At 73.7% G+C, this 23981-nt stretch carries 19 protein-coding genes and 1 pseudogene; 7 read left to right on the top strand and 13 right to left on the bottom strand.

Going from position 1 to position 23981, the window contains the following annotated elements:
* Positions 1–19: 19 nt before the first annotated feature.
* The 7 genes from C8250_RS06465 to C8250_RS06435 all read right to left on the bottom strand — a co-directional run bounded on the left by C8250_RS06465 (position 20) and on the right by C8250_RS06435 (position 5356).
* Entirely contained in the window at positions 20–2023 is a 2004-nt protein-coding gene (locus C8250_RS06465) for an ABC transporter permease (RefSeq protein ID WP_138354467.1), read from the bottom strand.
* A gap of 105 nt (positions 2024–2128) precedes the next feature.
* The gene (gene modA, locus C8250_RS06460; protein ID WP_138354468.1) at positions 2129–2941 is read right to left on the bottom strand and encodes a molybdate ABC transporter substrate-binding protein; all 813 of its coding nucleotides are present in this window, start codon (positions 2939–2941) and stop codon (positions 2129–2131) included.
* A gap of 108 nt (positions 2942–3049) precedes the next feature.
* Positions 3050–3445, bottom strand: a complete 396-nt coding sequence (locus C8250_RS06455) for a helix-turn-helix transcriptional regulator (RefSeq protein ID WP_138354469.1) — start codon at positions 3443–3445, stop codon at positions 3050–3052.
* A 98-nt stretch (positions 3446–3543) separates the two neighbouring features.
* Positions 3544–4068: a hypothetical protein gene (locus C8250_RS06450; protein WP_138354470.1), complete on the bottom strand. Its 525-nt coding sequence runs from the start codon at positions 4066–4068 to the stop codon at positions 3544–3546.
* A 6-nt stretch (positions 4069–4074) separates the two neighbouring features.
* Positions 4075–4575: a molybdopterin-dependent oxidoreductase gene (locus tag C8250_RS06445; RefSeq protein ID WP_138354471.1), complete on the bottom strand. Its 501-nt coding sequence runs from the start codon at positions 4573–4575 to the stop codon at positions 4075–4077.
* Between the two features lie 185 nt (positions 4576–4760).
* On the bottom strand, positions 4761–5198 hold the full coding sequence (locus C8250_RS06440) for a response regulator (RefSeq protein WP_138354472.1): 438 nt from the start codon (positions 5196–5198) through the stop codon (positions 4761–4763).
* On the bottom strand, positions 5195–5356 hold the full coding sequence (locus tag C8250_RS06435; protein WP_187144755.1) for a hypothetical protein: 162 nt from the start codon (positions 5354–5356) through the stop codon (positions 5195–5197). The genes C8250_RS06440 and C8250_RS06435 overlap by 4 nt, the downstream gene beginning before the upstream one ends.
* A gap of 136 nt (positions 5357–5492) precedes the next feature.
* Here C8250_RS06435 and C8250_RS06430 point away from each other — a divergent pair, with 136 nt between their 5' ends.
* The 7 genes from C8250_RS06430 (at position 5493) to C8250_RS06400 (ending at position 19799) form a co-directional block, all read left to right on the top strand.
* On the top strand, positions 5493–6647 hold the full coding sequence (locus C8250_RS06430) for a SpoIIE family protein phosphatase (protein ID WP_187144754.1): 1155 nt from the start codon (positions 5493–5495) through the stop codon (positions 6645–6647).
* A gap of 176 nt (positions 6648–6823) precedes the next feature.
* On the top strand, positions 6824–7678 hold the full coding sequence (locus C8250_RS06425; protein ID WP_138354474.1) for a DUF4132 domain-containing protein: 855 nt from the start codon (positions 6824–6826) through the stop codon (positions 7676–7678).
* Positions 7675–12645: a hypothetical protein gene (locus C8250_RS06420; RefSeq protein ID WP_138354475.1), complete on the top strand. Its 4971-nt coding sequence runs from the start codon at positions 7675–7677 to the stop codon at positions 12643–12645. The genes C8250_RS06425 and C8250_RS06420 overlap by 4 nt, the downstream gene beginning before the upstream one ends.
* Entirely contained in the window at positions 12642–13841 is a 1200-nt protein-coding gene (locus C8250_RS06415; RefSeq protein WP_138354476.1) for an AAA family ATPase, read from the top strand. Before C8250_RS06420 ends, C8250_RS06415 begins: the two co-directional genes overlap by 4 nt.
* 43 nt (positions 13842–13884) lie before the next feature.
* Positions 13885–17481: a DUF5682 family protein gene (locus tag C8250_RS06410; protein ID WP_232485800.1), complete on the top strand. Its 3597-nt coding sequence runs from the start codon at positions 13885–13887 to the stop codon at positions 17479–17481.
* On the top strand, positions 17478–19262 hold the full coding sequence (locus tag C8250_RS06405; RefSeq protein ID WP_138354477.1) for a hypothetical protein: 1785 nt from the start codon (positions 17478–17480) through the stop codon (positions 19260–19262). The genes C8250_RS06410 and C8250_RS06405 overlap by 4 nt, the downstream gene beginning before the upstream one ends.
* Before the next feature lie 87 nt (positions 19263–19349).
* Complete coding sequence (locus tag C8250_RS06400) at positions 19350–19799, top strand: VOC family protein (RefSeq protein ID WP_138354478.1); 450 nt, start codon at positions 19350–19352, stop codon at positions 19797–19799.
* 45 nt (positions 19800–19844) lie between these two features.
* Here C8250_RS06400 and C8250_RS43380 read toward each other — a convergent pair.
* From C8250_RS43380 to C8250_RS06370, 6 genes and pseudogenes are all read right to left on the bottom strand, one after another.
* Positions 19845–20060: pseudogene (locus C8250_RS43380) on the bottom strand (sensor histidine kinase); the annotation flags it as partial.
* Positions 20061–20375: 315 nt separating this feature from the next.
* A complete protein-coding gene (locus C8250_RS06390) occupies positions 20376–21587 on the bottom strand; it encodes an ABC transporter permease (protein ID WP_138354480.1) in 1212 nt (403 codons plus the stop codon).
* Positions 21584–22276, bottom strand: a complete 693-nt coding sequence (locus C8250_RS06385) for an ABC transporter ATP-binding protein (RefSeq protein ID WP_232485792.1) — start codon at positions 22274–22276, stop codon at positions 21584–21586. Before C8250_RS06385 ends, C8250_RS06390 begins: the two co-directional genes overlap by 4 nt.
* Positions 22276–22518 (bottom strand): hypothetical protein, encoded by a 243-nt coding sequence (locus tag C8250_RS06380; protein WP_187144752.1) that lies wholly within the window; start codon positions 22516–22518, stop codon positions 22276–22278. Before C8250_RS06380 ends, C8250_RS06385 begins: the two co-directional genes overlap by 1 nt.
* On the bottom strand, positions 22515–23429 hold the full coding sequence (locus C8250_RS06375) for an HlyD family efflux transporter periplasmic adaptor subunit (protein ID WP_138354481.1): 915 nt from the start codon (positions 23427–23429) through the stop codon (positions 22515–22517). Before C8250_RS06375 ends, C8250_RS06380 begins: the two co-directional genes overlap by 4 nt.
* On the bottom strand, positions 23333–23932 hold the full coding sequence (locus C8250_RS06370; protein WP_138354482.1) for a peptidoglycan DD-metalloendopeptidase family protein: 600 nt from the start codon (positions 23930–23932) through the stop codon (positions 23333–23335). The genes C8250_RS06375 and C8250_RS06370 overlap by 97 nt, the downstream gene beginning before the upstream one ends.
* Positions 23933–23981 lie beyond the last annotated feature (49 nt).

Below are 23981 nucleotides of genomic sequence, written 5' to 3'. Positions count from 1 at the left end.
CCGGGCGGCGCGGTCGGCCTCAGAGGGTGACGAGGGTGACCTCGGTGGCCTTGACGCTCGTCCAGACCGAGGTCCCGTCGGTGAGGCCCAGTTCGGCGGCGGCCTGGTGGGTGATCTCGGCGACGAGATCGGGTGCCTGGTCGGAGGTGATGAGAAGGCGCAGCCGGCTGCCGGAGGAGGTGATCTCGCGGATCGTGCCGGGCCAGACGTTGCGGGGGCTGCCGGCGGGTCGGTCACGGTGCACGGAGACCGCCTCCGGCGCGATGATCGCCAGCGCCCGTGCCCCTTCGGTGAGGGTGTCGGCGACGACGAGCTGTCCGCCGCCGGCCAGCGCGAGGCCGCTGGCGGTCGCCGTACCGGGCCACGCGTTGCGGCCGAGCATCCGGGCCACCCAGGGGGAGCGGGGGTGGCGGGTGACGTCGGTGGGCGACGCGTCCTGGAGGGCGCGGCCGTCTTCGAGGACGAGCACCCGGTCGGCGAGGGCGACCGCCTCGACGGGGTCGTGAGTGACGATCAGACAGACGCCGCCGAAGCCGTCGAGGTGGGTGCGCAGCGTGTGCCGGACATGGGCACGGGTGGTCTGGTCGAGGGCGGCCAGCGGTTCGTCGAGCAGCAGCAGCCGGGGCCGGGCGGCGAGTGCGCGGGCGAGGGCGACGCGTTGGGCCTGGCCGCCGGAGAGCTGCGCGGGCCTGCGGTGGGCGAGATGGCCGACGCCGAGCCGGTCGAGCCACTGCTGGGCGGTGCGGCGCGCCTCGGCGCGCGGGACGTGATGGGTGCGCAGACCGTAGGCGGTGTTGGACAGCGCCGTCAGATGCGGGAACAGCGCGCCGTCCTGCGGAACCCACGCGACACCGCGCTTGTGCGGTGGCAGGTCGGTGACGTCGGTGCTGCCGAGGCGCAGTTCGGCGTGCGCGCGGGGGGTGAGGCCGAGCAGGGCGCGCAGCAGCGTGGTCTTCCCGGCGCCGTTGGGACCGACGATGGCGATGGTGGTGCCGGGCTCCGCGTCCAGGGTCAGCTGGTTGAACCCGGTGACGTCGGTGTGCAGCGACCAACGGTCCGGTGCGGCGGAGGACTTCGGGCCGGGAGTTCCGTCCGAGGGGGAACCGTCCGCCGGAGATCCGCCCTTGAGGAGATTCGGCGCTGCGGGGGAGTCCGTCAACGGATCGGCCGGCGGTGGGCCGTCGTCCACGGGTCGCTTGGAGCTGCTCTCCCGGGTCACCGCCCCGCCGGCCCAGCGGCCGCGCAGCGCGATCAGTACGGCCATGGCGATGACGAGCAGCAGCAGGGAGACGGACGTGGCCGCTTCGGGCGAGTCCTGCAGCAGCAGGTAGACCTCGAGGGGCAGGGTCTGGGTGGTGCCGGGGAGGTTGCCCGCGAAGGTGATGGTCGCGCCGAACTCGCCCAGGGCGCGCGCCCAGGTCAGCGCTGCGCCCGCCACCAGGCCGGGGGCGACCATGGGCAGCGTGACGGTGAAGAACACCCGCACCGGCGGGGCGCCCAGTGAGGCGGCGGTCTCCTCGTAGCTGGGGCGCAGCCCCGCCAGGGTCCCTTCCAGGCTGATGACCAGGAACGGCATCGCCACGAAGGTCGCCGCGACCACCGCCCCGGAGGTGTGGAACGGCAGCACGATCCCGAACGTGTTCTCCAGCCACGGCCCGAGCAGCCCCCGCCGCCCGAAGCCGAGCAGCAGCGCGACACCGCCCACGGTGGGCGGCAGCACCATCGGCAGCAGTACGAGGGAGCGCACCAGCGACTTGCCGGGGAAGTCGACCCGGGCCAGCAGCCATGCCAGTGGCACCCCGAGCACGAGCGACAGGCCCAGCGCCCAGAACGACACCAGCAGTGACAGCCTCAGCGCGGTGGTGACGTCAGGGCTGGTCAGATCGGTCCCGATAGCACCCCAGTTGGTGCGAGACAGGATGCCGACCAGCGGCATCAGCAGGAACGCGATCGCGATCAGTGCGGGCAGCGCCAGCGCGACCGGGGTGCGCGCGCCGCGTGCTCGGCTGCGGATGCGTCTCATCGGCGGTTCCTGGGATCGGGGCAGGCGAAGGCAGTGACAGGGCTGTCCGGTCCCCCGATCCGGACAGCCCTCACGACAGGGGGAGCTGCCGCTTCCCGCACAGGACTACGGCTGCTGGAAGCCCGCCGCCTGCAGGATCTTCTGCGCCTCGGGGGTGCTCAGCCATGCCACGAACGCGGCGGCGGCCTCGCTGTTCTTCGTGGTCTTCAAGGTAGCGGCCGGGTACGAGGCGACGGCGTTCTGCGCGTCGGGGATCTCGATGGCGTCGACCTTGTTCGTGGCGGTCGCGGCGTCCGTCGCGTAGACGATGCCGGCGTCGGCCTCGCCGAGCTCGACCTTGCTCAGGACGGCGCGGACGTTCGGCTCCTGCGAGACCGGCTTGACCACGATCTTCTGCGCGTCCAGGACCTGCTTGCTGTACCGGCCGACCGGGACGGTGGGCGCGGCGAGGACGACCTTGAACTTGGTGTCGGCCAGGTCCTTGAGGGCCGTGATCTTCAGCGGGTTGCCCTCACCGGTGGCGATCACCAGGCGGTTCTTGGCGATGATGGCCGGGGTGCCGGTGTCGGACTTCAGGCCGTCCATGGTCCTGGTGTCCGCGGTCACCAGGGCGTCGGCCGGCGCGCCCTGCTTGACCTGCGCGGCGAGTTCCTGCGAGCCGGCGAAGGAGAACTTCACCGTCGTGCCCGGGTGGCTCTTCTCGTACGCGGCGCCGGCGGTCTTGAACACATCGGTCAGCGAGGAGGCGGCGAGCACCGTCAGCGCGGCCTTGGGCGCTCCGGAGGTGCTGGCGGACGGGGTCGCCGTGGAACCGGCGTCCTTCTTGTCGTCACTGCCGCAGGCCGCCACGAGCGGAACGAACAGGGCGGCGGTCACGATCGCGGCAGCGGCGCGGCGTCTGTCGAAGGCAAAGGACATGAGGGTTGAACTCCCTGGTGACGTGGCTGTTCGGGCCGACCGGTGTCGCCCGAGCGGTTGGTGGAGGCCGCGTCGGGGACGGACGACGCCGCTGGTTGGAGCGGTGGGTCAGGTGCGGTCGATGTGCACGCTGGTGGACTTCACACGGGCGGTGGCCCGCATGCCGACCTCCAGGCCGAGTTCCTCGACGGCTTCACGGGTCAGCAGCGACACCAGCCGATGCGGACCGGCCTGGATCTCCACCTGTGCGGCGACGTCGCCGAGCTTGACCGCGGTGACGATGCCGGGGAACGCGTTGCGGGCGGAGATGCAGGAGGTGTCCTCCTCACCGGTGCCTGTCTGGGCGATCTCGATGGAGAACGCGGCCAGGTCCCGGCCGTCGATCAGTCGGCGGCCGCCCTCGTCGCGGTGGGTCGTCACCCGGCCGGCGTCCGCCCAGCGGCGCGCGGTATCCGGGCTCACACCCAGCAGGCGCGCCGCCTGACCCATCGTGTAGGACTGCATGTGCGACACGTTAGGGGCAATTCCCTGGCATTTGCAATTCATGATGCGAATCTCCATGGCAACTGCCCCGCCCTTAGTGAAAGGTCCAATGGCGGTGGTCAGGCGGTGAGAAGCGCCAGTCCGATCCGGCTCTGGAAAACACTCCAGGTGGAGATCTCCGCGCCGTAGACGCCCGGCACGGGAATGTCGTCACTCATGGGATGGCAGAGGGCGACGACCACATATCCCCTCGGGGTGCCGCCCATGACCCCGACATTGAGGCCGGTGCGCTCGCAGATCAGCGGCGTCGCCCACAGGTCGGCGTCACCGGCGATCGGGCCGATCGTCACCCGGCGCCCGCTCAGGGCGAAGGGCTCGGCGACCGGGGGTCCGCCGCGGGCCGCGTCCCGCACGGACAGGGCGGCTGCGGCGTCCTCCTGGCGGAAGTACCCCGACCCGTCGTCCCCGGCCGACGCCGACGCGGTGTGCAGATATCGCCCGTCCGGCCCCAGGAGCGCGGCGGCGTAGGCCACGCCCGGCTCCTCGATGATGTCGGCCCGCAGGAATTCGTCCCACGCCTGGGTGGCCTTGTCGTTCTGCGCGGCGGCCCCGTCGCGGGGTCCGGCGCCGTTCTCCGGCGACACCCGGCCCTATCCCGTGGCCGCGGATGCGCCGGGAGGCGGGCAGGCCCCGACCCATACGCTGCTGATGTCGCTGATGTAGCGGGCCCCGCAGCGGTCGGAGGGCACCACCAGCTGGCTGCCGGACTCGTCCAGCGCCCCGCCGTCCAGGAGCGTGGCCAGCAGGATGGGCGTGTCCCCGAAGTCGGCGTCGATCTCCGCCCAGGACAGCACCGTGTGGTGCCCGTCCCCGCCGGTGACCGTCAGCAGGAAACGCGAGCGGTCCTTACGCCGCCGGGCGTCGAAGGCGGGCTCCGCGGCGGTGACGACCTCCCGCAGCAGCGGCTCCTCGAAGCGGTGGTGCTGCGGCCCGTTCGTCGCGCAGTCGAAGACCACGTCGGCCCGGTGCTGCTCCCAGCCGTTCCGCAGATCGGCGACGGTCAGGGTGGCCGGCCGGTGCACCTCGCCGCGCAGGAGGAAGGACCGGGTGCGCGGCGGCGCGGCGCGCTGCGGCGTACTGGGTCGGCTCATCCGATTCCCCCTCCGGGCGGTGCACGCGGCGGCTGCTCACAACGTCCTGCCCAATCGTCCGTCCGGAGAATCGTAGATGCAACCTAAAAGCGCTCCTGTTCCTCGTGTATACGAGGTGGGAATGGTGTCTGGACCGGCAGGCGCGGTGTTTCCGCTACGGGAGGCCCGCGGGTGCTGCCTCCTTCTCAGTCGCGGGGCACGTGGGTGGCGATCTCGAGGAAGAAGGCGTCGATGCCCCGCACGGAGTGCAGGAAGTCGTCGAGGTTGACCGGCTTGGTGACGTACGCGTTGGCGTGGTGCTGGTAGGCGTCCGCGATGTCGTCCGGCGTGGACGAGGTCGTCAGGACGACCACGGGGATGGTGGCCAGAGACGGGTCGTCCTTGAGGACGGCCAGCAGTTCGCGGCCGTTCATCCGGGGCATGTTCAGATCCAGCACGATGAGATCGGGGCGGTCGTTGGCCGGGTCCCGCAGGTGTTCCAGTGCGGCGACACCGTCGTTGGCGCGGGCGATGGCCCGGGTCATCCCCTTTTCTGCGAGGGCTTCCTCGATGAGCATCGCATCGGCGGCGTCGTCCTCGACGAGCAGGATGCTGTAGGAGCGGGGAGAGGCGAGGGCGTTCACGGGTTCGCTCCTGCGGAGGTCGGCGGGACGGAACTGAGGGGGTGCCCGCGGCGGAGGGTCTCCGTGGCCGGCCGGTGGGGGAGTGCCGTCCCGCCCTGCTCGGCCGGTGCCGTCAACTGGGCATGGCCGAGTTGGACGGTGGACTCCTCGCGGCGCATGCGCCCACCCTACGGTCGTGTCGATGAGGCGACAATCATGGTCGGCGCGCTGGGTACGATGGCGCGGCTGTACCCCGGGGCGGGAGCGGTTGGCCCTGCCGCTGCCGCGGCGGGGCGGGGTGATCGAGGAGTCGCAGTGACAGGCCGTGCAGGGGCGCGCAGCCACGAGGATCCGGCCGAGCACCCACGCTCCGGAGCGGCTGGGGCCGGCCGGGCCGGCGGTCCCACCGCGGACTGGACGACGCGGCGCTGGCTGACGGCGGGCGCCTGCGCCGCGCTCGTGGTCCTCGCCGTCCTCGCGGCGACCGGGGTGTGGGTCTTCGCCCGCTCCACGGCGATCTCGGACCGGCTGGTGGACGGCAGCACCCCGGCGCTGGTGGCCTCGGTGCGGCTGGAAAGCGCGCTGGTCAACCAGGAGACGGGGGCGCGCGGCTACGGGCTGACCGGGGAACCGGGCTTCCTGGAGCCCTACCGCTCGGGCCTGCGACAACAGGGCCTGCGACAACAGAAGGACGCCACCGCGCAGTTGCGGACCCTGCTGGCCGGTGACCGGTCAACGGTCGCCGACCTGGACGAGGTGCTCGCGCGCGCCGAGACCTGGCAGTCCCGGTTCGGCCGGCCGGTGGCCACCGCGCCGGCCGGCGCCCCGGTGGCCCTGGCCACCGAGCGGGCGGACGAGGGCCGGCAGGACTTCAACGCCATCCGCGTCAGCACCTCCCACCTGGAGAAGGACCTGGAGGCCGCCCGCGACCGGGCGCGCACCGAACTGCACCACGTACGGTCCCAGCGCCGCGAGTCCGGCCTGCTGGCCCTGATGGAGCAGGTCCTCGTCGCGGAACGCCCCTACTCCGCGATGTTCGCCACCGTCGCGATGATCTCGCTCCACCCGGACGCCTGCCGGATCGATGTCACGCTGGCCGGTCACGACGAACCGCTCCTCGTCCAGCACGGCACGGCCCGCCCGCTGCCGTCCCGGCCGGGCGTCGCCCTGGGCATCGGTCCCGGCGGCGGCCGGCACACCACCCGGACCGAACTCCCGGCCGCCGCCTCGCTGCTGCTGCACACCGACGGTCTGGTGGAGGGACACAGCGGGCCCGGGCACGAACGCCTGGGGACCGACGGCCTGCTGTCGATCATCGACAGCGCACCGCGGACGACCGGGCGGGCGCTGGTGGACCATCTGACCACCGTCACCCGGAAACTGGACGCCGGACGGCATCTGGACGACCTCGCCATCCTGTTGCTCAGCTGGGACTTCACCGCCCCGGAGGGCACCGGACGCACCGTCTGAACCCCTCGCGATCCGGTTGTCCACAGGCCCGCCGGTGCTGCCGGAGGCATTGTCCGAGCCTCCCCCTAGAGTCGCACCAACGTGATCGCGGCGGCGCTGCGACCGGGGGTGTGGCGTGCGGTGTGCCATAGGTGTGCCATGCCCCGGAACAGGCCGTCTGACCAAGGAGACAGCACATGGGGTGGGTTCCGGCCGGCGACTACGAAGTCGCCCTCGACGACGGGAAAGTGGTCTGCCGCAACGCGGCGGGGCGCCGGCTGAAGACGGTACCGCCGAAGCTGGCCGACGATCCGGCCGTGGTCGGACTGCGCCAGCTGGTGGAGTGGCTGGACCGGCACGAACGGCAGTGCGTCGCCGACGTGGAGCGGTGGATGGTGCGCTCGCTGCCCGTCCCGGTCGCCGCCGTCGCCCAGGTGTGGCAGGACACCGCCTGGCGGTCGGCCCTGCGCGACCTCGTCGTCATGGGGGAGAACGGCGACGTCGCCGGGTTCCTGCGGGACGCCGACCCCGTCCGGGGCCTCGGTCTGGTGGACCTGGACGGTGACACCGTGCGCATCAGCCCCGAGCTGGTCCGCATACCGCACCCCGTGCTGCTGGAAGACCTCGAAGAACTCCGGGAGTTCGCGGTCGAGCTCACCGTGAACCAGCGGGTGCAGCAGCTCTTCCGCGAGGTGTGGCGCCGCCCGGCGGGTCTGGACGCGGAGACCGCCTCGGTCGACGACTACGCGGGCGGCACCTTCAAGGAACTGCGGTTCCTGCACGGCCGTGCCACCCAGCTCGGGTACCGGGCGCGCGGCGGCCAGGCGGTCTGCCCGGTGGTCGAGGACGGCAGAACCGTCGAGGCGCGGATCTGGATCGGCGACTACGAGAGCTACGAGCAGACCGAGACCGGCTCGCTGACCTGGACCGACGGTGCGGGACGGGCGTTGACGGCCGGCCAGGTCGGCCCGGTCGCCTGGTCGGAAGGCATGCGCATGGCGGCGGCCCTGTACGCGGGACGCGACATCGAGGACGAGGAGCAGGCGGCATGAAGACCGACGACATCACCCGGGCCGCGGCGCTGCTCGACGCCGGCGCGATCCTGCGCCCCGGCACCGTCACCCGTGACGACGCCGACGCGCTCACCGCCCGCACCTACACACACCCGGCGCTCGACGACCGGCGCGTGGTGCGCCTGGTGGCGGGCACCCTCGGCGAGGCCGAGGATCTGGCGCTGGACTTCCTCGGGCTCGTCCGTGAACCCGATGCCCCCGAGGTGGGACAGGTCCGCCGCGAGACGCTGGGCTTCCCCGCCTGGGCGCTGGTCAACGACCCCGCCAACGGCCACCACGCCCTCGCCCTCGTCAAGGACATGGAGCGGCTCGCCCGCCAGGCCAAGTCCCGTGCCGGCGCGGCGAAGGACGGCTTCGAAGCTCTCGCCACCCGGCTCGGCCGGGCCGTACCGCACTTCCTGCCGACGTTCTACGAGCAGGCCGCCCGGGTCTTCCTCCAGCACGACAACAGCACCTACGCCGCGACCCTCTTCGGCAAGGCCCGTGCCGCCGAGCGCGTCCACGGCCTCGCGGTCGACGAGGACCGGCAGCGGGCGGTCTTCCTGGAGTTCGCCTTCGCCGGCGCGCTGACCGTGAAGGCGCTCAAGGACCATGTCCAGGACCTCTCCCGGCGGCTCGACCCGGCCGAGGCGTGGGCGCAGTTCCGTCAGCTGGCCGTCGAACGGTGTGCGGCCGGGATGCCGCCGTACGCCGCCCTGCCGCAGGACGCCCGCGGGCTCATCAAGGCCGCGGGTCTCGACCGGGTGACCGAGGAGTCGGCGTTCGTCGCCGATCTGCTCGCCTCACCCAGCATCGTCCGCGCACCCGCATCGTTCTGGACCGCCTACCGCGCCACCCTCGTGGTGCTCGCCACCGGTGAACCCGCCGTCCGGGCCCGGCTGCTGGAGATCATGCCGACCGGCCTCGGGAGCGGCCGGTCCGCCGACGAGTCCTGGCTCGCGCTGCTCGCCGAGACGGGCGCCGACACCCTGCTCACCGAGGAGACCGGTACGGCGGGCGCCGATCCGGCGGACTGGCTCAGCCGCTGGGCCCTGCACCGCAAGCACGGTTCGTCCAGCTCCCAGCGGTGCCCGGCCACACTCGCGCTCGTGGAGCGGATGGCCGCCCGGCTGCGCTCCGACGGACGTCCGGTCGACCTCTTCCAGGGGCGCTGGCACGCGGGCGCCGACCTCGACCTGCTCGACGGCTGCCTGACCTGGGGTATTCCGCTCACCGAGCCGGCCCCTGGCGCCTCGGTCCATCTCCCGCTGGAGGGCTGGCTCTCCGACGACGTGCCCGGCCGCCGCGACCTGACCGCCGTCGCGGGCCGCCCCCGTTTCCGCGAGCTGCTGTACGACGCCCTGAGCGGCCTCAACGGTCACCGGGCGGAGACCTCCGTGCTCGAAGCGATCGCCGGCCACCCGGTCCTGAGCGACGTGCTCCACGACTGGCTCCGGGACCGCGCCGAGGAGTTCACCGGAGCGACCGGACTGCCCGGCTCGCGCGCGGCACTCAGCCGGATCGCACCGTTCCGCCCGGTGGCCGCCCAGGTCAACGCCTTGGCCGTCGCCCAGGTCGCCGGACACGACCTGGCCCCGATCCTCGCCGCCACCCTGCGCGCGGGCGTCGTGGACGAACTGGGCTGGCCGGCCCTGGAAGAGGCCTACCAACAGCTCAACGCCGGTCAGGCCGACCAGAACCACTGGATCGTGGTCGCCGAGGCGTGGCCCGCTCTCATCGTCGCGAACCGGCACCGGGCCGTCGTCGTCGGCCCCGAAGGGGTGCTGCTGGAACACGAGCTGCGCCTCCCGGCCGACCTCGACCAATGGCGGCGCCCGCACTTCCGCTACACGGACGGCGAACTGCTCGTCATCTGGCAGGAGGACAGCAAACAGCGCGCCTACTGGTCGGCCCGCCCCTCCGAGGTGTTCACGCTCGGCGGAGAGCAGCTGCCGTACTGGTGGAACGCGCAGTCGGCCGGCACCCCGTCGCTGCCGTTGCCCGGCGGCGGCCGCGCCACCGGCGGCCGGACCCTGCACGCGGGTGACACGACCCTGCCGTCCTCCCGGCCCGTGCTGGGCGACGGGACCGGACACTGGCGCCAGGGCAAGCAGGGCCGCGAGCACATCTGGGTCGAGTACGATCCGGCCGGCGGCACGCACGGACGCGCCTCGCTGCCCGCTTTCCTGCAGTCCGGGATCCGGGAGGACGCCCGGCTCTCGCCCGCGGACTGCGAGGTCCTGCCGTTGCTCCCCGGCCTGGAGAACACGCCGTTCGGCACCGACGGCACCGTCCTGGGCCGCTGGGTACGGACCGAGGGCCGCGACCACGAGCGGCGGGTCACCGCCGGAACACCCGACGGGCGCACCGTCACCCTTCCCGTGGCCCCGGGCCAGGGCCACCACCCCGTACCGCTGGGCGTGCTGCGACTGCCGGGCGGAGCGGGCCCCGTCGCCGCCCTGGTCGGCAACATGATCCAGCTCCACCCGGCGGACGCCACATCCGACACGGGTGTGCTGGGCTCCGTCGCCGTCTCCGACCAGGGCGGGGAGTACGCGGCAGGCACCGGATACGTTCCGCCGCCGGCGTTCTGGCACGCTCTGCGCCCGCGCGACGAGCAGGGCTCGGCAGGTCTGCGCGCGGTCACCGACGCGGAGATCGCGTCCCTGCTCAGCGCGGCCATCACCGCTCTGGCGGAGCGCCGTGCCGCGGCCGCAGGACAGGAGAAGTACACCGGTCCGTCCGCGGACGAAGTGGCCAGGACGGCCGTCGCCGCGGCACTTCCCGCGCTGTCCGACCCGCGGTTGCTCACGGGAGTGACCGCGATCGTGCGGGCCGCCGTCAACCATGTGCTCGCCACCGCCTCGTTCGTCGCACCCGTGCAGCCCAAGCAGCCGAAGACACCGGAGACCGAGGGCATGTACGCCCAGCACCGGCCCCCACACGGCGACGACACGACGCTGCGGGCCGCCACCGCCGGCATCGCCACGCCCGGTGGCTACATGCGGTGGGGACAGGGCGAGGAGTGGACCGCCCTCCAGCAGATCCTGTCGGTCAATCACGTCCTGTCGGGGAAGCCCGCCGACGGCAGGCTGCTGCCCGAACCCACCCCGCTGCCGGTCCTCGGCGACGGCTGGAGCGGCGAGGCCCACACGGTGCCCGCTGTCGGGATGGTCTGGCTGCCCTTCCTGGACACCCTGCGGCAGCTCGCCTACCGCGCGGCTTCCCCCGGCACCTCCGACGAGCACCGGGAGGCGCTGCTCACGCTGCTCGAAGCGGTCTCCACCGGCCCTCTCGCCGACCCCTCGGGCGCCCTGCGCCAGGTCGTCCTGTGCGAGGAGGGCACCAAGCGGGAACGGGTCGGCCAGGTGCTGCGCCGCGGTGGCCGCACCGTGGTGATCCTCGGCCGGCAGAACGTCAACCGGGGCAACGGCCGCGTGCACTGGCTCGCCCTCGACCACGACCCGGAGGGGACGTTCGGCCGGATCGCCGACTTCACCCTCCACGAGGAGCAGCGCCACGAGCCGGCGTTCCCGCACGAGCGCCTGCTGCCGCTGATCCGACTCGTCCGTGAGCGGGGCGCCGTCCCGTGGCGGCCCGAGGCGGCCGTCGCGCTCGACACCGCCACCGGCATCGAGCCCGTCCAGGCGGCCCTGCTGGTCGCGGCCGGCACCGGCGAGATGGAGACGGCCGGGCTCTCCCTGATCGGCCTCAAGACCCGCCAGGCGGAACGGGCGAACCACCGGCTGAACTCGCTCGGCCGTGCCAACCGGCTGGCGCTGCTGGACGCACTGCTCCCGGCAGACCCGGCCGGACTGTGGGCGACAGGACCGGACATCGAGGCAGCGGCCCGGGTCTGGGCCGAGCGCCTGGGGTCGCTGGTCCGGCTGCCGGAGGATCTGGCGGACGTGCTGCACGGCGTCGGCACGGACGCGGCGGAGGCCGTCCTCAACCCCGCGCGGACCGCGTGGCTGAGCCGCACCACCGCCATGCGCCGCGACAAGGACGGCGATCTCGTCCCCGACGATCCCTCCGCCCTCCCCAGCCGGGGAGACCTCACCGGTGCCGTCGCCGCCCTCAGCGGGCTCGCCTACGGGCTGCCGTACGGACACCCGCTGCGCGCCCATCTGCCCGCCGGACTCGCCGCCGTTCGCCGGCGGCTGACCGACCCCGGACTCGTCCTCGACCTGGACGTGGAGTGGACCGAGAAGGGCACCCCGACCGCTGCCGCGCTGCGCACGGCGTACGGCCTGCCCGCGACCGGCGGAGCGGGACCGGACGGTCTCACCCGCGTCGGGGAGAGCCTCGTGCTGCGCCCCTGGTACGGCGACAACGAGATGACCCTGGTGCGCACGGCAGGCATCACCGGCGCCGACGATCCCGTCTTCGGGCTGCTCGAAGGGCTTCTCGGCTCCGGGCGGATCAGCACGCTCGCCTCGGTGCGGGCGCTGTTCGGCAGCGACCTGGAGCAGGCCGTCAACGCCGGAACCGGACCCGACGACTTCACCGGACACGCGCAGGACCCCACCCGGTCGGTGCCGGGACTGGTCGCCGAGGTGGCCGCCGCCCACGCGCTGAGCGAGGACGCGGCCGTGATCTATCTGCAGCTGCTGGCCCTGCCCGACCCGACGGACCGCGACTGCGCCCGGTGGACCGGCTGGAAGCCCGCCCGGCTGAAGAAGGCACGGGCCGAACTCGCCGCCACCGACCTGGTCCTGGAGGCCAAGCGGTCCCGCGCGGGCCGGACCCTGTTCCTGCCCTGCGGCTGGCACGAATTCAAGTCGTCCGCCCTGCCGGTGGAGACCTGGAAGGAAGGGCTCTACCCGCTGCGCGATCACGTACGGGCCGTGCCGCTGTTGTCGGTGCCCGCCCTGTTCGCCCTCGCCTGGGGGCGCGTGAAGGACGGCGACGCCCCCGCCTTCGAAGAACTCACCACCCGTGCCACCCGGAAGGGCCGCCGTCGATGACCACCGACATCCGCACCGACATCCGCACCGAGACCGCATCCTCCGCAGCGCCGGGCCGCCAGGTCAGCCCGCCCGAAGACCGCCACGCCACCGAACTGGCCTTCCTCGCCGCCTACGACAGCGGCCCCCGGCCGCCCTCCTGGCGGCTGACCCCGCGCGCCGTCGTCACCTTCGTGATGGGCAGCAACGGCGAGTCCCTGCAGCTGCCGGAGAGCGCCGCGGCGCCCGAAGGGCTCCCGCGCCGACTGGTCGTCGAGCAGAAGTTCGTCGGCGACCGCGCTCTGGTGGAACGCTGCGTCGTCACCCTCGCCGGAGAGCGCGGGCTGCTGCTCGTCGGCGAGCCCGGCACCGCCAAGTCCATGCTCTCCGAGCTGCTCTCGGCAGCCGTGTGCGGCACCAGCGGCCTGGTGGTGCAGGGCACCGCGGGCACCACCGAGGACCAGCTCAAGTACGGCTGGAACTACGCGCTGCTGCTGGCCCAGGGCCCCACCCGGCAGGCCCTGGTGCCGTCCCCGGTGCTCACCGCCATGACCCGCGGCGCCGTCGCCCGGGTCGAGGAGATCACCCGCTGCCTGCCGGAGGTCCAGGACGCGCTGGTCTCGCTGCTGTCCGAACGGCGCATCGCCGTCCCGGAGCTGGCCGGCGGTGAGGACGCCCTCGCGCACGCCGCACCCGGCTTCACGCTCATCGCGACCGCCAACCTCCGCGACAAGGGCGTCTCCGAGATGTCCGCCGCCCTCAAACGCCGCTTCAACTTCGAGACCGTCGGCCCCATCGGCGATCTCGACGCCGAGACGGCCCTGGTGCGCCGCCAGGCCCACGCGGCCGTCACGCGGGCCGGCGCCCCCTTCCAAGTGGACGACGCGATCCTCGAAGCCCTCGTGACGGCCTTCCGCGATCTGCGGGACGGGCGGTCGGCCGAGGGCTGGGAGGTCGAACGCCCCTCCACCGTGATGAGCACCGCGGAGGCCGTGTCGGTGGCCGGTTCGCTCGCCCTGGCCGCCGCGTACTTCCCCGGCGACCGCGACGTGCTGTCCCTGCTCCCGGGCCATCTGCTCGGCGTCGTCCGCAAGGACGATCCGGCGGACGCCGCCCGGTTGCTGGGTTACTGGGACGGCGCGGTGCGCCGCCGGGCCGAGCAGGGCTCCGCGACCTGGCGCACGCTGTGGGACCTGCGCTCGGTCCTGGAGAGCTGACGCCATGACCGTTCCGCCCACGACCGATTTCGTGCCGCCGCCCATGACTCCGCCCCTGACACCGTCCATGACTCCGGACGAGGCGGTAGCGGCCATGACCGGCCCCGCCGCCCCGTACCTCATCGGCGTCCGCCATCACGCGCCGTCGCTCGCCGCCGTCATGCCGGAACTGCTGGACGCCGCAAGGCCGGAGGTGCTGCTCGTCGAGCTGCCCGCGGACCTGCAGGAGTGGCTGCCCTGGCTCGCCCATGCCGACACCCTGGCTCCGGTCGCGCTGGCCGCCGTCCCCGCCGCCGGCGGCGGGGACGGGCGCGGCCCCGCCTTCTATCCGTTCGCCGACTTCTCTCCCGAGCTCGCCGCCCTGCGCTGGGCCGCGGGCCACGGCGTTCCCGTCATCGCGTGCGACCTGCCGCTGTCCGACCCGGCCTGGCACGAACGCCGCGCGCCGGGCGGCCGGGGCAGCTCCGACGGCGAGGGGCCCGGGCTGCGGGACGCGCTGAACGCCCGGCTCACCGGGCGTCCCGGAGAGGATCTCTGGGACCGCCTCGTGGAGGCCGCCGCACCCGGCTCCGCACCCGAGGCGCTGCGCCGCGCCGCCCTGCTCACCGGCTGGGCGCTGCGGCACGACGCCGAACGGGGCGGCGGAGTGGAGGCGTCGGACCTGGCCCGCGAGCGGTGGATGCGAGCCCGGATCGACGAGGTCCTGGCCGCCGGCCGCCGGGCCGCGGTCGTCGTGGGCGCCTTCCACACCCCGGCGCTGCTGAGCCCGGACACCGAACCGGTCCCGTCGGCCGACCCGGCCCCCGACGGCCCGGCGTGGACGGCGTCGCTCATTCCGTACACCTACCCGCTGCTGGACGAGCGGTCCGGCTATCCGGCCGGCATCCGCGACCCCGAATGGCAGCACCTCGTCCTGCGGGCGGCGGGCAGCCCGGCCGCGATCGACGAGGCACTCCTCGGGACCGCGGTGCGGATCTGCGCCGAACTGCGCGCGCAGGACCACCCGTCGGGCCCGGCGGACGCCCGCGAGATCGTGCGGCTGGCGGGCGACCTCGCGAGGCTGCGCGGTCTGCCCGCGCCCGGCCGCGGGGAGCTGATCGAGGCCGTGCAGACGGTGCTCACCCAGGGCGAGCCCCTCGGGCGGGGGCGCGCTGTCGCCCGAGCGCTGGAACGGGTCCTGGTCGGCACCCGCTCCGGCCGGCCCGCCCCCGACGCGCCGCGCAGCGGTCTGGCACCGGCCGTCGAGGAGGAGGTCGCCCGCCTGGGCCTGCCGGGCCCCGGCGACGCGGGGACCACAGCCGCCCGCGATCTGCGGCTGGACCCGCTGCGCTCGGACCTCGACCGCCGCCGGGAACTGCTGCTGCGCCGGCTGACGGTCTGCGGCATCCCCTACGCCTCGGCGACGGCCGTGACGGGTGCGGGCGGCAGCGACGCCGTCACCACCCGGTGGGAGGTGCGCTGGACGCCGGCCACCGCCGCCATGCTGGCCGCTGCCGGTGTCCGCGGCGTCACCCCGGGCCAGGCCGCCGAGGGGCTGCTGCGCGAACGCCGCCGCGCAGAACACGACGCGGGCGGCCCCACCGCCGACCAGACCATCGACGGTCTGGCGGAGGCGGCCTCGTGCGGCCTGCCCGGGCTGGCGGACGAACGGCTCGAGGAGCTGGGCCAGGGCGTGCCCGCCACCGGCACACTGCCCCAACTGCTCACCGCACTCGCGCTGCTGGACCGCATCAGGGCCGGCCACGTCGCCGGACTCAGCGTGGACGCGGATCGCGGTGAGCGAGCCACGGCGGTCAACGAACTGCTGACCGCCGCCGCGGTCCGCCAGGTCGACGGCCTCACCGGTTCCGACGATCCGGCGGACGCCCGCGCGCTGCTCGAACTCGCCCACCGCGCGGACGCTTTCGGCGGCATCCGGCTCACCGACTCCCTCACCCGGCTGGCCGCCGACGGCTCACCGCTCATGTCCGCCGCGGCCGGAGCCGTACGCGTTCTGCTCGGACACGAGGACGCGCACGCCTTCGGCACCCGCGCCGCGTCCTGGGTCGACGCGGCCGCGGACGCCGGTTGCCGGGGCGCCCTGACCGCCCGTCTCACCGGCCTGCTCACCGCGGCGGGCCCGCTCCTGGAGACCATGGCACCCGTCCTGGACCCGCTGCTGGGCCGGATCACGGACCTCGGCGACAGCGCCTTCCTGGACCGTCTGCCCGCGCTGCGCGGCGGCTTCGACACCCTCAGCCCGGCCGCCCGCGACCGGTTGCTGACGACCGTGGAGGCACGACTCGGGGACGACACGGGCCACATCACCGACACGGACGGCATCGACCCGGCCGCGCTGGCGCGGTGGACCCGGGCCGATCTCACCGCCCGCGAGACGCTGGGCCGGCTGGGTCTGCTGCCCGCCGCGCTCCCGGCCCCGCCCGTCACCGAACCGGCCGAAGCCGCCGAACCCTCCGACCCGGCCGGGGCGGCGGATCCGGCAGCCCCAGCCGCCCCGTCGCCGCCGCTTCCTGCCGCCGAGGACCGGATCCTGGCCCCGGCCGACCGATGGCGGCTGGTACTCGGCCGCCGCACCGATCAACTGCCGCCGTCAGCGGCGCCGTTGGCCACCGCCCTGGACGAGCTGTACGGCAGCGGTCGCGGCGAGGGCTCGCGCGGTGACCTCACGGGCAGTGCCGGGGGCAACCGCGGTGGCCGCCAGACCCCGTACCCGGGGGTCCGGGAATGGTCCGAGGAACTGGCCGTGCTGTTCGGTCCCGGCATCCGCGAGGAAGTGCTCGCGGCGGCGGCCGCGTCCGGGCGCCGCGATGTACTGACCGAACTCGATCCCAGCAGTGTCCGGCCCTCCGTGGATCTGCTCAAGACCGTCCTGCAGCACGCCGGCGGGCTGCCCGAGGCCCGGCTGGGTGCGCTCCGCCCGCTGGTGCGCCGGCTCGTCGAGCAACTCACCCGGCAACTCGCCACCCGACTGCGGCCCGCCATGACCGGCATGACGCTGCCCCGCCCCAGCCGGCGCCCCGGCGGACGGCTCGATCTGGCGCGCACCCTGCGCGCCAACCTCGCGACCGCACGCCGGGCACCCGACGGCAGCGTCCAGGTCATCCCCGAGCGGCCCGTCTTCCGCTCCCGCGCGCGGCGTGCCGCCGACTGGCGGCTGGTCCTGGTCACCGATGTGTCGGGCTCGATGGAGTCCTCCACCATCTGGTCGGCCCTCACAGCCGCGGTGCTCGCCGGAGTACCCACCCTGTCCACCCACTTCCTGGCCTTCTCCACCGAGGTCATCGACCTCACCGACCAGGTGCACGATCCCCTCTCGCTGCTCCTCGAGGTCCGCGTCGGCGGCGGCACCCACATCGCCGCCGGACTGCGCCACGCGCGCACGCTGGTGACCGTGCCGTCCCGCACCCTCGTCGTCGTGATCAGCGACTTCGAGGAGGGCTATCCGCTCGGCGGACTGCTCTCCGAAGTCCGTTCCCTCGTCGGGGCCGGCTGCCATGTACTCGGCTGCGCGAGCCTGGACGACGCCGGACGTCCCCGGTACTCGACCGGTGTAGCCGGCCAGCTCGTCGCCGCCGGTATGCCGGTCGCCGCCCTCAGCCCGCTCGAACTCGCCCGCTGGGTAGGGGAGAAGATCGCATGAGCCAGGACCTCCCCGCCGTCGCACCCGCCGTGACCGCCGAGATCGTCGGCGCCCTCTCGCCCCGGCTGCGCAAACGCCTCGACGCCGCCGCGGTCAAGATCGCGGCCAGGCCCGCCGTCCGTGACGGCGACACGGTACGGATCGCGGTCGACGACGAGATCAGCCTGGAACTCCACGCCCCCGCCGGGGTGGTAACCACCCAGGGCGGGATCCGCTGCGGTTGTCTGCTCGCCCCGGACTGTCTACACCGCGCGGCCGTCGCGTCCGCGGCGCCCGTGGCCGACGACGAACCGGCGCCTTCGCCCAAGGACACGGCCACGGACAGCGGGGCCGCTCCGGCCCCGGAAGCCGCTACCGAGGACGTTGCGACGCCCGAGCAACGGGCTGCCGCCGGCGCCCTGTGGGCGGCCGGGGCCGCCGTTCTCGACGCGGGTATCGAGGGTGCCGGGGCCGTCCTGCAGGCCGAGTTGCTGCGGGCGGCCCACGCGGCCCGGCTCGGTGGGCTGCCCCGCCCGGCCGCGGCGGCCGTCTCGGTCGTCAACGGGCTGCGCGCCGCGCGCTCCGCCGACCCGGCACACCGGCTGGGGGACCTGACCGCCGCGGTACGGGAACTGCTGGCCACCGCCCACCGGTTGCCCGACGCGAAGGACTCCGAACTGGCCGCCCTGCGCGGTACCGCCCGGCAGGCCTATGTGCCCGACGGATCCCTGCGGTTGTACGGGCTGTTCACCGAACCGCTGATCACCGCGGGCGGTTACGCCGGCGCCACCACCTGGGCCGCGGCCGCCGATGGCCGGCTCTACACCGTCTCGGACATCGCACCCGGCGGCCCCGGCCGGGCCGCCGCCGCGGCCGACCGCACCGTGCGGCTCGGCGACACCGCCCTCACCCACCGGGAGCTCTCCCACGCGGGGCTCGCCCTGTCGGGGGCCACCGTCTCGCCGACCGGCCGGCTCGGCGCGGGCGCGGCGGTCAAGGCGGTGCGGGCGGCGGGAGCCGCCTGGACGGCGGAACCCCTCGGGGCGCTGTGGGCGGTACCGGCCGCCGAGCAGGTCGCCCGCGCCCTCCGCGCACGCGCCCCCGGCGCGGAGACCTCGCACGCGGGCGCCGATCTGCTCTTCCTCGACGTCACGATCCTGGGAGCAGCCCGCGAGACCGGCGGGGACTGCCTACTCGCCGCGTGCGACGATCTGACGCTCCGGCTCACCGCGGCCCATGACCACCCCGCACTGGCCCACCGGGACAACCTCCGGATGCTGGCAGCGCTCCCCGGTGCGCGACTGCGGATCGTCGGCCGCCTCGTCCCGGCGCCCCAGCCCCGGCTGCACCTGCTGGCGATCGCGCACCCCGCCGATCCCGAACGCCGCATCGACATGGGCCTGGACCGCCTCCAGCGCGCCGACCTCCCCACCCTGCCACCGCAGCCGACCGGGCCCGGCCCCGGCGCCGAACCGCTGGACCGGGCTCCGCTCCATCTCCTGCGCCGGCGTCTCGAACAGGCCGTCGCGGCAGGGCGGCGCTTTCTCGCCGTTCCCGGATCGCTGTCGTCCGACGCCCACCGCCTGCGCCGTTCCGCCCTCCCCACCGCCGCCGACCTCTTGGCCGCACTGCAACAGGCCGCCACCGAACGCGCCCGCGACCCCTTCGGCCGTCTGCTCCCGGCCGACACGACCCACTTCGCCCGTGCCTGGCTGGGCGCCGCGCTGTACGCAGAAGTGGCGCAGAACTCGCTCTGTGCCGCGGCCTGGCAGTCTCCCGATGCCGCAGCCGGGACAGGGTGAGCCCGTCGGCCGGTCACCGCATCCCATAACTGGTTACATCGAAGCGGGACCGGACATGTCCTGGTCCGCCCACTCAAGGAGGAACGTATGGCCTTGCACTGGAAACTCGTCATCGACTGCGCCGACCCCCACCGGCTCGCCGGTTTCTGGGCACAGGCACTGGGCTACGAGGTCGAGGACCACACCGCGCTCATCGAGCGGCTGCTGGGCGTCGGCGCGATCGCCGAGGCCGATCTGATCGATACCGAAGGGCGCCGGGGCTGGTCGACGCTGGCGGCCGTGCGCCACCCGGAGGACCCGTTCGATGCCGCCACCGGCATGGGCCTGGACCGGCGGGTGCTCTTCCAGGGCGTCCCGGAGCCCAAACAGGGCAAGAACCGGCTGCACATCGACCTGCACGTCGGTGCGGAGGCCCGCGAGGCGGAGGTCAAGCGGCTGGAAGCGCTCGGCGCCACCGTACTGAACGTCGTGTCCGAGCCGGGGGGCAGCCACGTCACCATGGCCGACCCGGAGGGCAACGAGTTCGACGTCCAGTAGCCGGAAGCCGGCCGCCGCGGGCCGGCCGTCGTACGGGTGCGGCCCTCACAGCTCCGCGGCAGAGGGCAGCAGCACCCGGAAGACGGCTCCCTCGCCGGGGGAGGTCACCAGTTCCACCTCGCCGTGATGGGCCGACACCAGCGCGGAGGCGATCGCGAGGCCCAGCCCGGCGCCGCCGCCTTCCTGGCGGCTGCGGGAGGCGTCCACCCGGTAGAAGCGCTCGAAGACCCGGGCCGCCTGCTCGGGCGTCAGCCCGGGCCCCGAGCCGGGCCGCCGGCCGGCCACCGGAGCTCTCGAGGATCTCCGCCCGGCCCGCCTCCGCGAAACCGTAGGGCTCCGCTGCCGAGGTGCCGGGGACCACCGGCAGACGGGTGGTGCCGTCCGGGTCGCTGAAGCCGGGGTCGTACTCGGTGTAGGTGTCGGACGGCGCCGGATCCTGGGCGTCGGCCTTCACGAGATCGGTGCGGCGTCGGGCCATGTCCGCTTCTCCTGTCCGTGCTGTCGAGGGGGAATGATCGAGGCGGGGTGGGCGAGCGGGGGAGTGATCGTCGCCGGGAAGGCGTCGCACCCGCCGTCTCACTCGTGCCGCAGGGCCTCGATGGGCCGCAGGCTCGCGGCGCGGTTGGCCGGGTAGCTGCCGAAGAACAGCCCGATCGCCACGGCGATGGCGAACGCGCCGACGACCGACTCCGGGATGACCACCGGTTTGATGCCGACGATCGTGAAGTGGGAGCCGATGAGCCCCACCGCCACCCCGAGCCCGCCGCCGACCAGCGACAGCAGTGTCGACTCGGCCAGGAACTGCCCCAGGATGACGCCCCGCGGGGCGCCGATCGCCTTGCGGATCCCGATCTCCCGGGTCCGCTCGGTCACCGTCACCAGCATGATGTTGGTGATGCCGATCCCGCCGACCAGCAGCGAGATCGCGGCCACCGCACCCAGCAGCACCGTGAAGGTCTTGTTGGTCGACGCCTGGGTGGTCAGCAGCGACTCCTGGCTGCTCACCCGGAAGTCGAGCGCCGACGGGTCCTTGAGGCCGTGCTGCCCCATCAGTACGGCGGTGATCTCGTTCTGCGCCGGGGTCGTGGCGTCGGCCGACTTCGCCTCGACCAGGATCTGGTTCAGCGAGCCGAAGCCGGTGAACGCGTTCTGCACGGTCGTCAGGGGGGCGATCACGACGTCGTCCGGGTCCTGGAATCCGGTGCCGCCCTTGGCCGCCAGCTCCCCGACCACGGTGAACGGTGTGCCGCCGAGCACCACCGACCTGCCGATCGGGCTGGCGGTCCCGAACAGGTCGGTCGCCGTGGTGGCACCGATCACCGCCACCTTGCGGGAGTTGAGCACATCGTCGGCGCTGAAGTAGTCGCCCTTGACGACCTTGCTGTTCGAGGCTTCGAAGTACGCCGGGTAGGTGCCCACGACCTGGCCGACCGTGTGCGAGGTGCCCTGGTACAGCGCCGTCTGGGAGGTGGTGACCTCCGGCGCGACGGCCTGGATGCTGGGTGCCTGGGCGGGGTCGGCGAGTGCCTTGGCGTCGGCGACCGTCAGCGGTTTCACGGTCGACGAGGAGCGCCCGCCGCCGAATCCGGCGCCCGACGAGATGGTCAGGGAGTTGGTGCCCAGCTTCTCGATGGAGTCCTTCACCGCCTGCGAGGAGCCGTTGCCCACCGCGAGCAGCAGGATGACCGCGGCCACCCCGATCAGCACCCCGAGCATGGTCAGCGCGGACCGCACCTTGTTCGCTGCGAGTCCGCCGAAGGCGAAGCGCAGCGTCTCGAACGGGTTCACCGGCTGCCTCCGCCGGTCAGCGCCCGCGAGGAAGACGAGGAGTTCGGTGCGTGCGGTGCGTGCGGGGCGGCGGCCGCGAAGGCGGCGGGATCCCGCAGCGCGGGCGGCGGACCGTCCGCCGGCGCCTGCCGTACGTCCTCCACGACCTGGCCGTCGACCAGCCGCAGCACCCGCTTGGCGTGCCGGGCGACCTCGTCCTCGTGAGTGATCAGCACGACGGTGCGCCCCGAGGCGTTGAGCCGGTCGACGATGGCGAGCACCTCCTCGGTGCTGTGGCTGTCCAGGTTTCCGGTGGGCTCGTCCGCCAGCAGCATCGCCGGCGCCGTGACCAGCGCCCGCGCCACCGCCACCCGCTGCTGCTGCCCGCCGGACAGCTCATTGGGGCGGTGGTCCATCCGGTCGGCGAGACCCACCAGCTCCAGGGCCGCCACCGCGCGGCGGCGCCGCTCGGCCGTCTTCACCCCGGCGTACGCCAACGGCAGTTCCACCTGCGCGAGCGCGGACGTACGCGGCACCAGGTTGAAGGACTGGAAGACGAACCCGATCTTGCGGTTGCGGACCAGCGAGAGCTGGTGCTCGTCCAGGCCGCCCACGTCGATCCCGTCCAGCAGGTACCGGCCGGAGGTGGGCACGTCCAGACAGCCGAGGATGTTCATCAGCGTCGACTTGCCCGACCCCGAACTGCCCATCACGGCCACCATGTCGCCCTGTCGCCCTGTCGCACGACGAGGTCGACGCCGGGCGCCGTGCCGCTGTCCGGGTCCGGCGGGCCGCCGAGCGCGCGCACGACCGCGTCGCCGTGCCCGTACGTCTTGAGCAGCGACCGCACCTCGATCACCGGCGCGGGCCCCCAGGGGCCGTCCGCACGTGGGTCGGGCCCGCCCGCCGCCGCCTCGCGGCGGCGCAGCCGGAGCCCCAGAGCCGGGGTCATCCGCGGCCACCCCCGCCGCCGGTGCGGAACCCGCCGCCACCGGTACCGCCGCCACCGGTACCGCCACCGCCGGTGGCGCCGCCGGTGCGGGTCCGCCCGGCACCGCCGAGACCGCCGGGGAACGCGCCGCTCGGGAAACCGCTGGTCCCCGACGAGGAGACGGTGGTGATCTGGACCTGCTCGCCCTCGGTGAGGCCGGAGGCGATCTGGTCCTCGGTGTCGCCCTCCACACCGACCGTCACGCTCGTCCGCTGGGTGCTGCCGTCAGGCCTGACCACCGTCACTGTGCGGTTCGCGCCGGTGCCGGACACCGCCGCCGTCGGCACGTACAGCGCCCCGGAGGCCTCGCTCGTCACGACCTGGATGTTGGCGCTGAGCCCGGTGCGCAGGCCCTCGGTCGGGCTGGTGATGGAGAGGGTCGCCGCGTACTGCACGGCGCTTCCCGAACCGCTGCCGCCGCTCGAGCCTGACCCGCTGCTCACGGGCAGCGAACTGACCGAGAGCACCTTGGCGTTGAGCACCGTGCCCGACTCGGCGTTGAGGGTGACCGTGGCCGTCTGGCCGGGCTTCAGCTTGAGGGTGTCGGACTCCGAGAAGTTGGCCGTCACCTGCATACCGGTCGGATTGGTGATCACGACGAAGCCGGTGGGCGTGGTCGACGAACCGGTGGCGCTGCTGCTCCCCGACCCGGATCCCGACCCGGATCCCGACCCGGAACTGCCGGACGGGCCGCCCGCCGTGGAGTTGCCCGTGCCGGACACCGACTGTCCGGTCTTGCCGGACACCGAGGCCACGGTGCCGTCGACCGGGGACCTCAGCACCGTTCCGTCGACCGCGCGCTGCGCCGCGTCCACGGTGTTCTGCGCCTGGGTGAGCTGGGCCTGGGCCTGGGCGAGCTGGGCCGGATCCACGGTGGGCGTCGGGGTGGGGGCCGGTGTCGGGTCGCGTTGCCCTGGGAGCGGCCCGAGCCGCCGGAGGACCCGCTGGGCGACCCACCGCCGGAACCCGTCGTGGTGGAACTCGGCTGGCCCTCCTCCACCTTGGTGAGGTCGGCCCGCGCCGCGATCAGCGACGCCTGGTCCTGGGCGAGTGCCTCTTCGGCCGCTGTCGCGTCCACCTTGGCTAGCACCTTGCCCTTGGGTATCTTGTCGCCGGGTTTGACGTCGACCTCGGTGAGCTGGCCGCCGGTGGTGAAGTTCACCCCGGCGTCGCTGGGCGAGGTGAGCGACCCGGAACCGGAGACCGTCGCCAGCACCGTGCCCTTGGCGACCGTCACCGTCCGCGTGCCGGCCCGTGCGGGGGTGTCGCTGCCGCTGTTCACCGTCGCGTAGGCGCCACCGGCACCCGCGAGGACCACAACGCCGAGCGCCGAGTTGATCAGGACGGCCCTGCGCCGTCGTGGGAGCACCTTCATGGCGGCACATCCTGGCCGTCCGCACCTTTGAATTCCTGGGAGAAGTCTG

Source organism: Streptomyces sp. So13.3 (assembly GCF_005860785.2).
Lineage (GTDB): Bacteria > Actinomycetota > Actinomycetes > Streptomycetales > Streptomycetaceae > Actinacidiphila > Actinacidiphila fildesensis.
This window is presented reverse-complemented; position numbering and strand designations above follow the sequence as displayed.

Coding starts and splice junctions, on each gene's coding strand:
- C8250_RS06370 (WP_138354482.1), bottom strand. CDS start 23,932: ATGAAGGTGCTCCCACGACGGCGCAGGGCCGTCCTGATCAACTCGGCG.
- C8250_RS06445 (WP_138354471.1), bottom strand. CDS start 4,575: ATGAGCCGACCCAGTACGCCGCAGCGCGCCGCGCCGCCGCGCACCCGG.
- C8250_RS06405 (WP_138354477.1), top strand. CDS start 17,478: ATGAGCCAGGACCTCCCCGCCGTCGCACCCGCCGTGACCGCCGAGATC.
- C8250_RS06400 (WP_138354478.1), top strand. CDS start 19,350: ATGGCCTTGCACTGGAAACTCGTCATCGACTGCGCCGACCCCCACCGG.
- C8250_RS06385 (WP_232485792.1), bottom strand. CDS start 22,276: ATGGGCAGTTCGGGGTCGGGCAAGTCGACGCTGATGAACATCCTCGGC.
- C8250_RS06425 (WP_138354474.1), top strand. CDS start 6,824: ATGGGGTGGGTTCCGGCCGGCGACTACGAAGTCGCCCTCGACGACGGG.
- C8250_RS06380 (WP_187144752.1), bottom strand. CDS start 22,518: ATGACCCCGGCTCTGGGGCTCCGGCTGCGCCGCCGCGAGGCGGCGGCG.
- C8250_RS06455 (WP_138354469.1), bottom strand. CDS start 3,445: ATGCAGTCCTACACGATGGGTCAGGCGGCGCGCCTGCTGGGTGTGAGC.
- C8250_RS06435 (WP_187144755.1), bottom strand. CDS start 5,356: ATGCGCCGCGAGGAGTCCACCGTCCAACTCGGCCATGCCCAGTTGACG.
- C8250_RS06420 (WP_138354475.1), top strand. CDS start 7,675: ATGAAGACCGACGACATCACCCGGGCCGCGGCGCTGCTCGACGCCGGC.
- modA (WP_138354468.1), bottom strand. CDS start 2,941: ATGTCCTTTGCCTTCGACAGACGCCGCGCCGCTGCCGCGATCGTGACC.
- C8250_RS06410 (WP_232485800.1), top strand. CDS start 13,885: ATGACTCCGCCCCTGACACCGTCCATGACTCCGGACGAGGCGGTAGCG.
- C8250_RS06465 (WP_138354467.1), bottom strand. CDS start 2,023: ATGAGACGCATCCGCAGCCGAGCACGCGGCGCGCGCACCCCGGTCGCG.
- C8250_RS06415 (WP_138354476.1), top strand. CDS start 12,642: ATGACCACCGACATCCGCACCGACATCCGCACCGAGACCGCATCCTCC.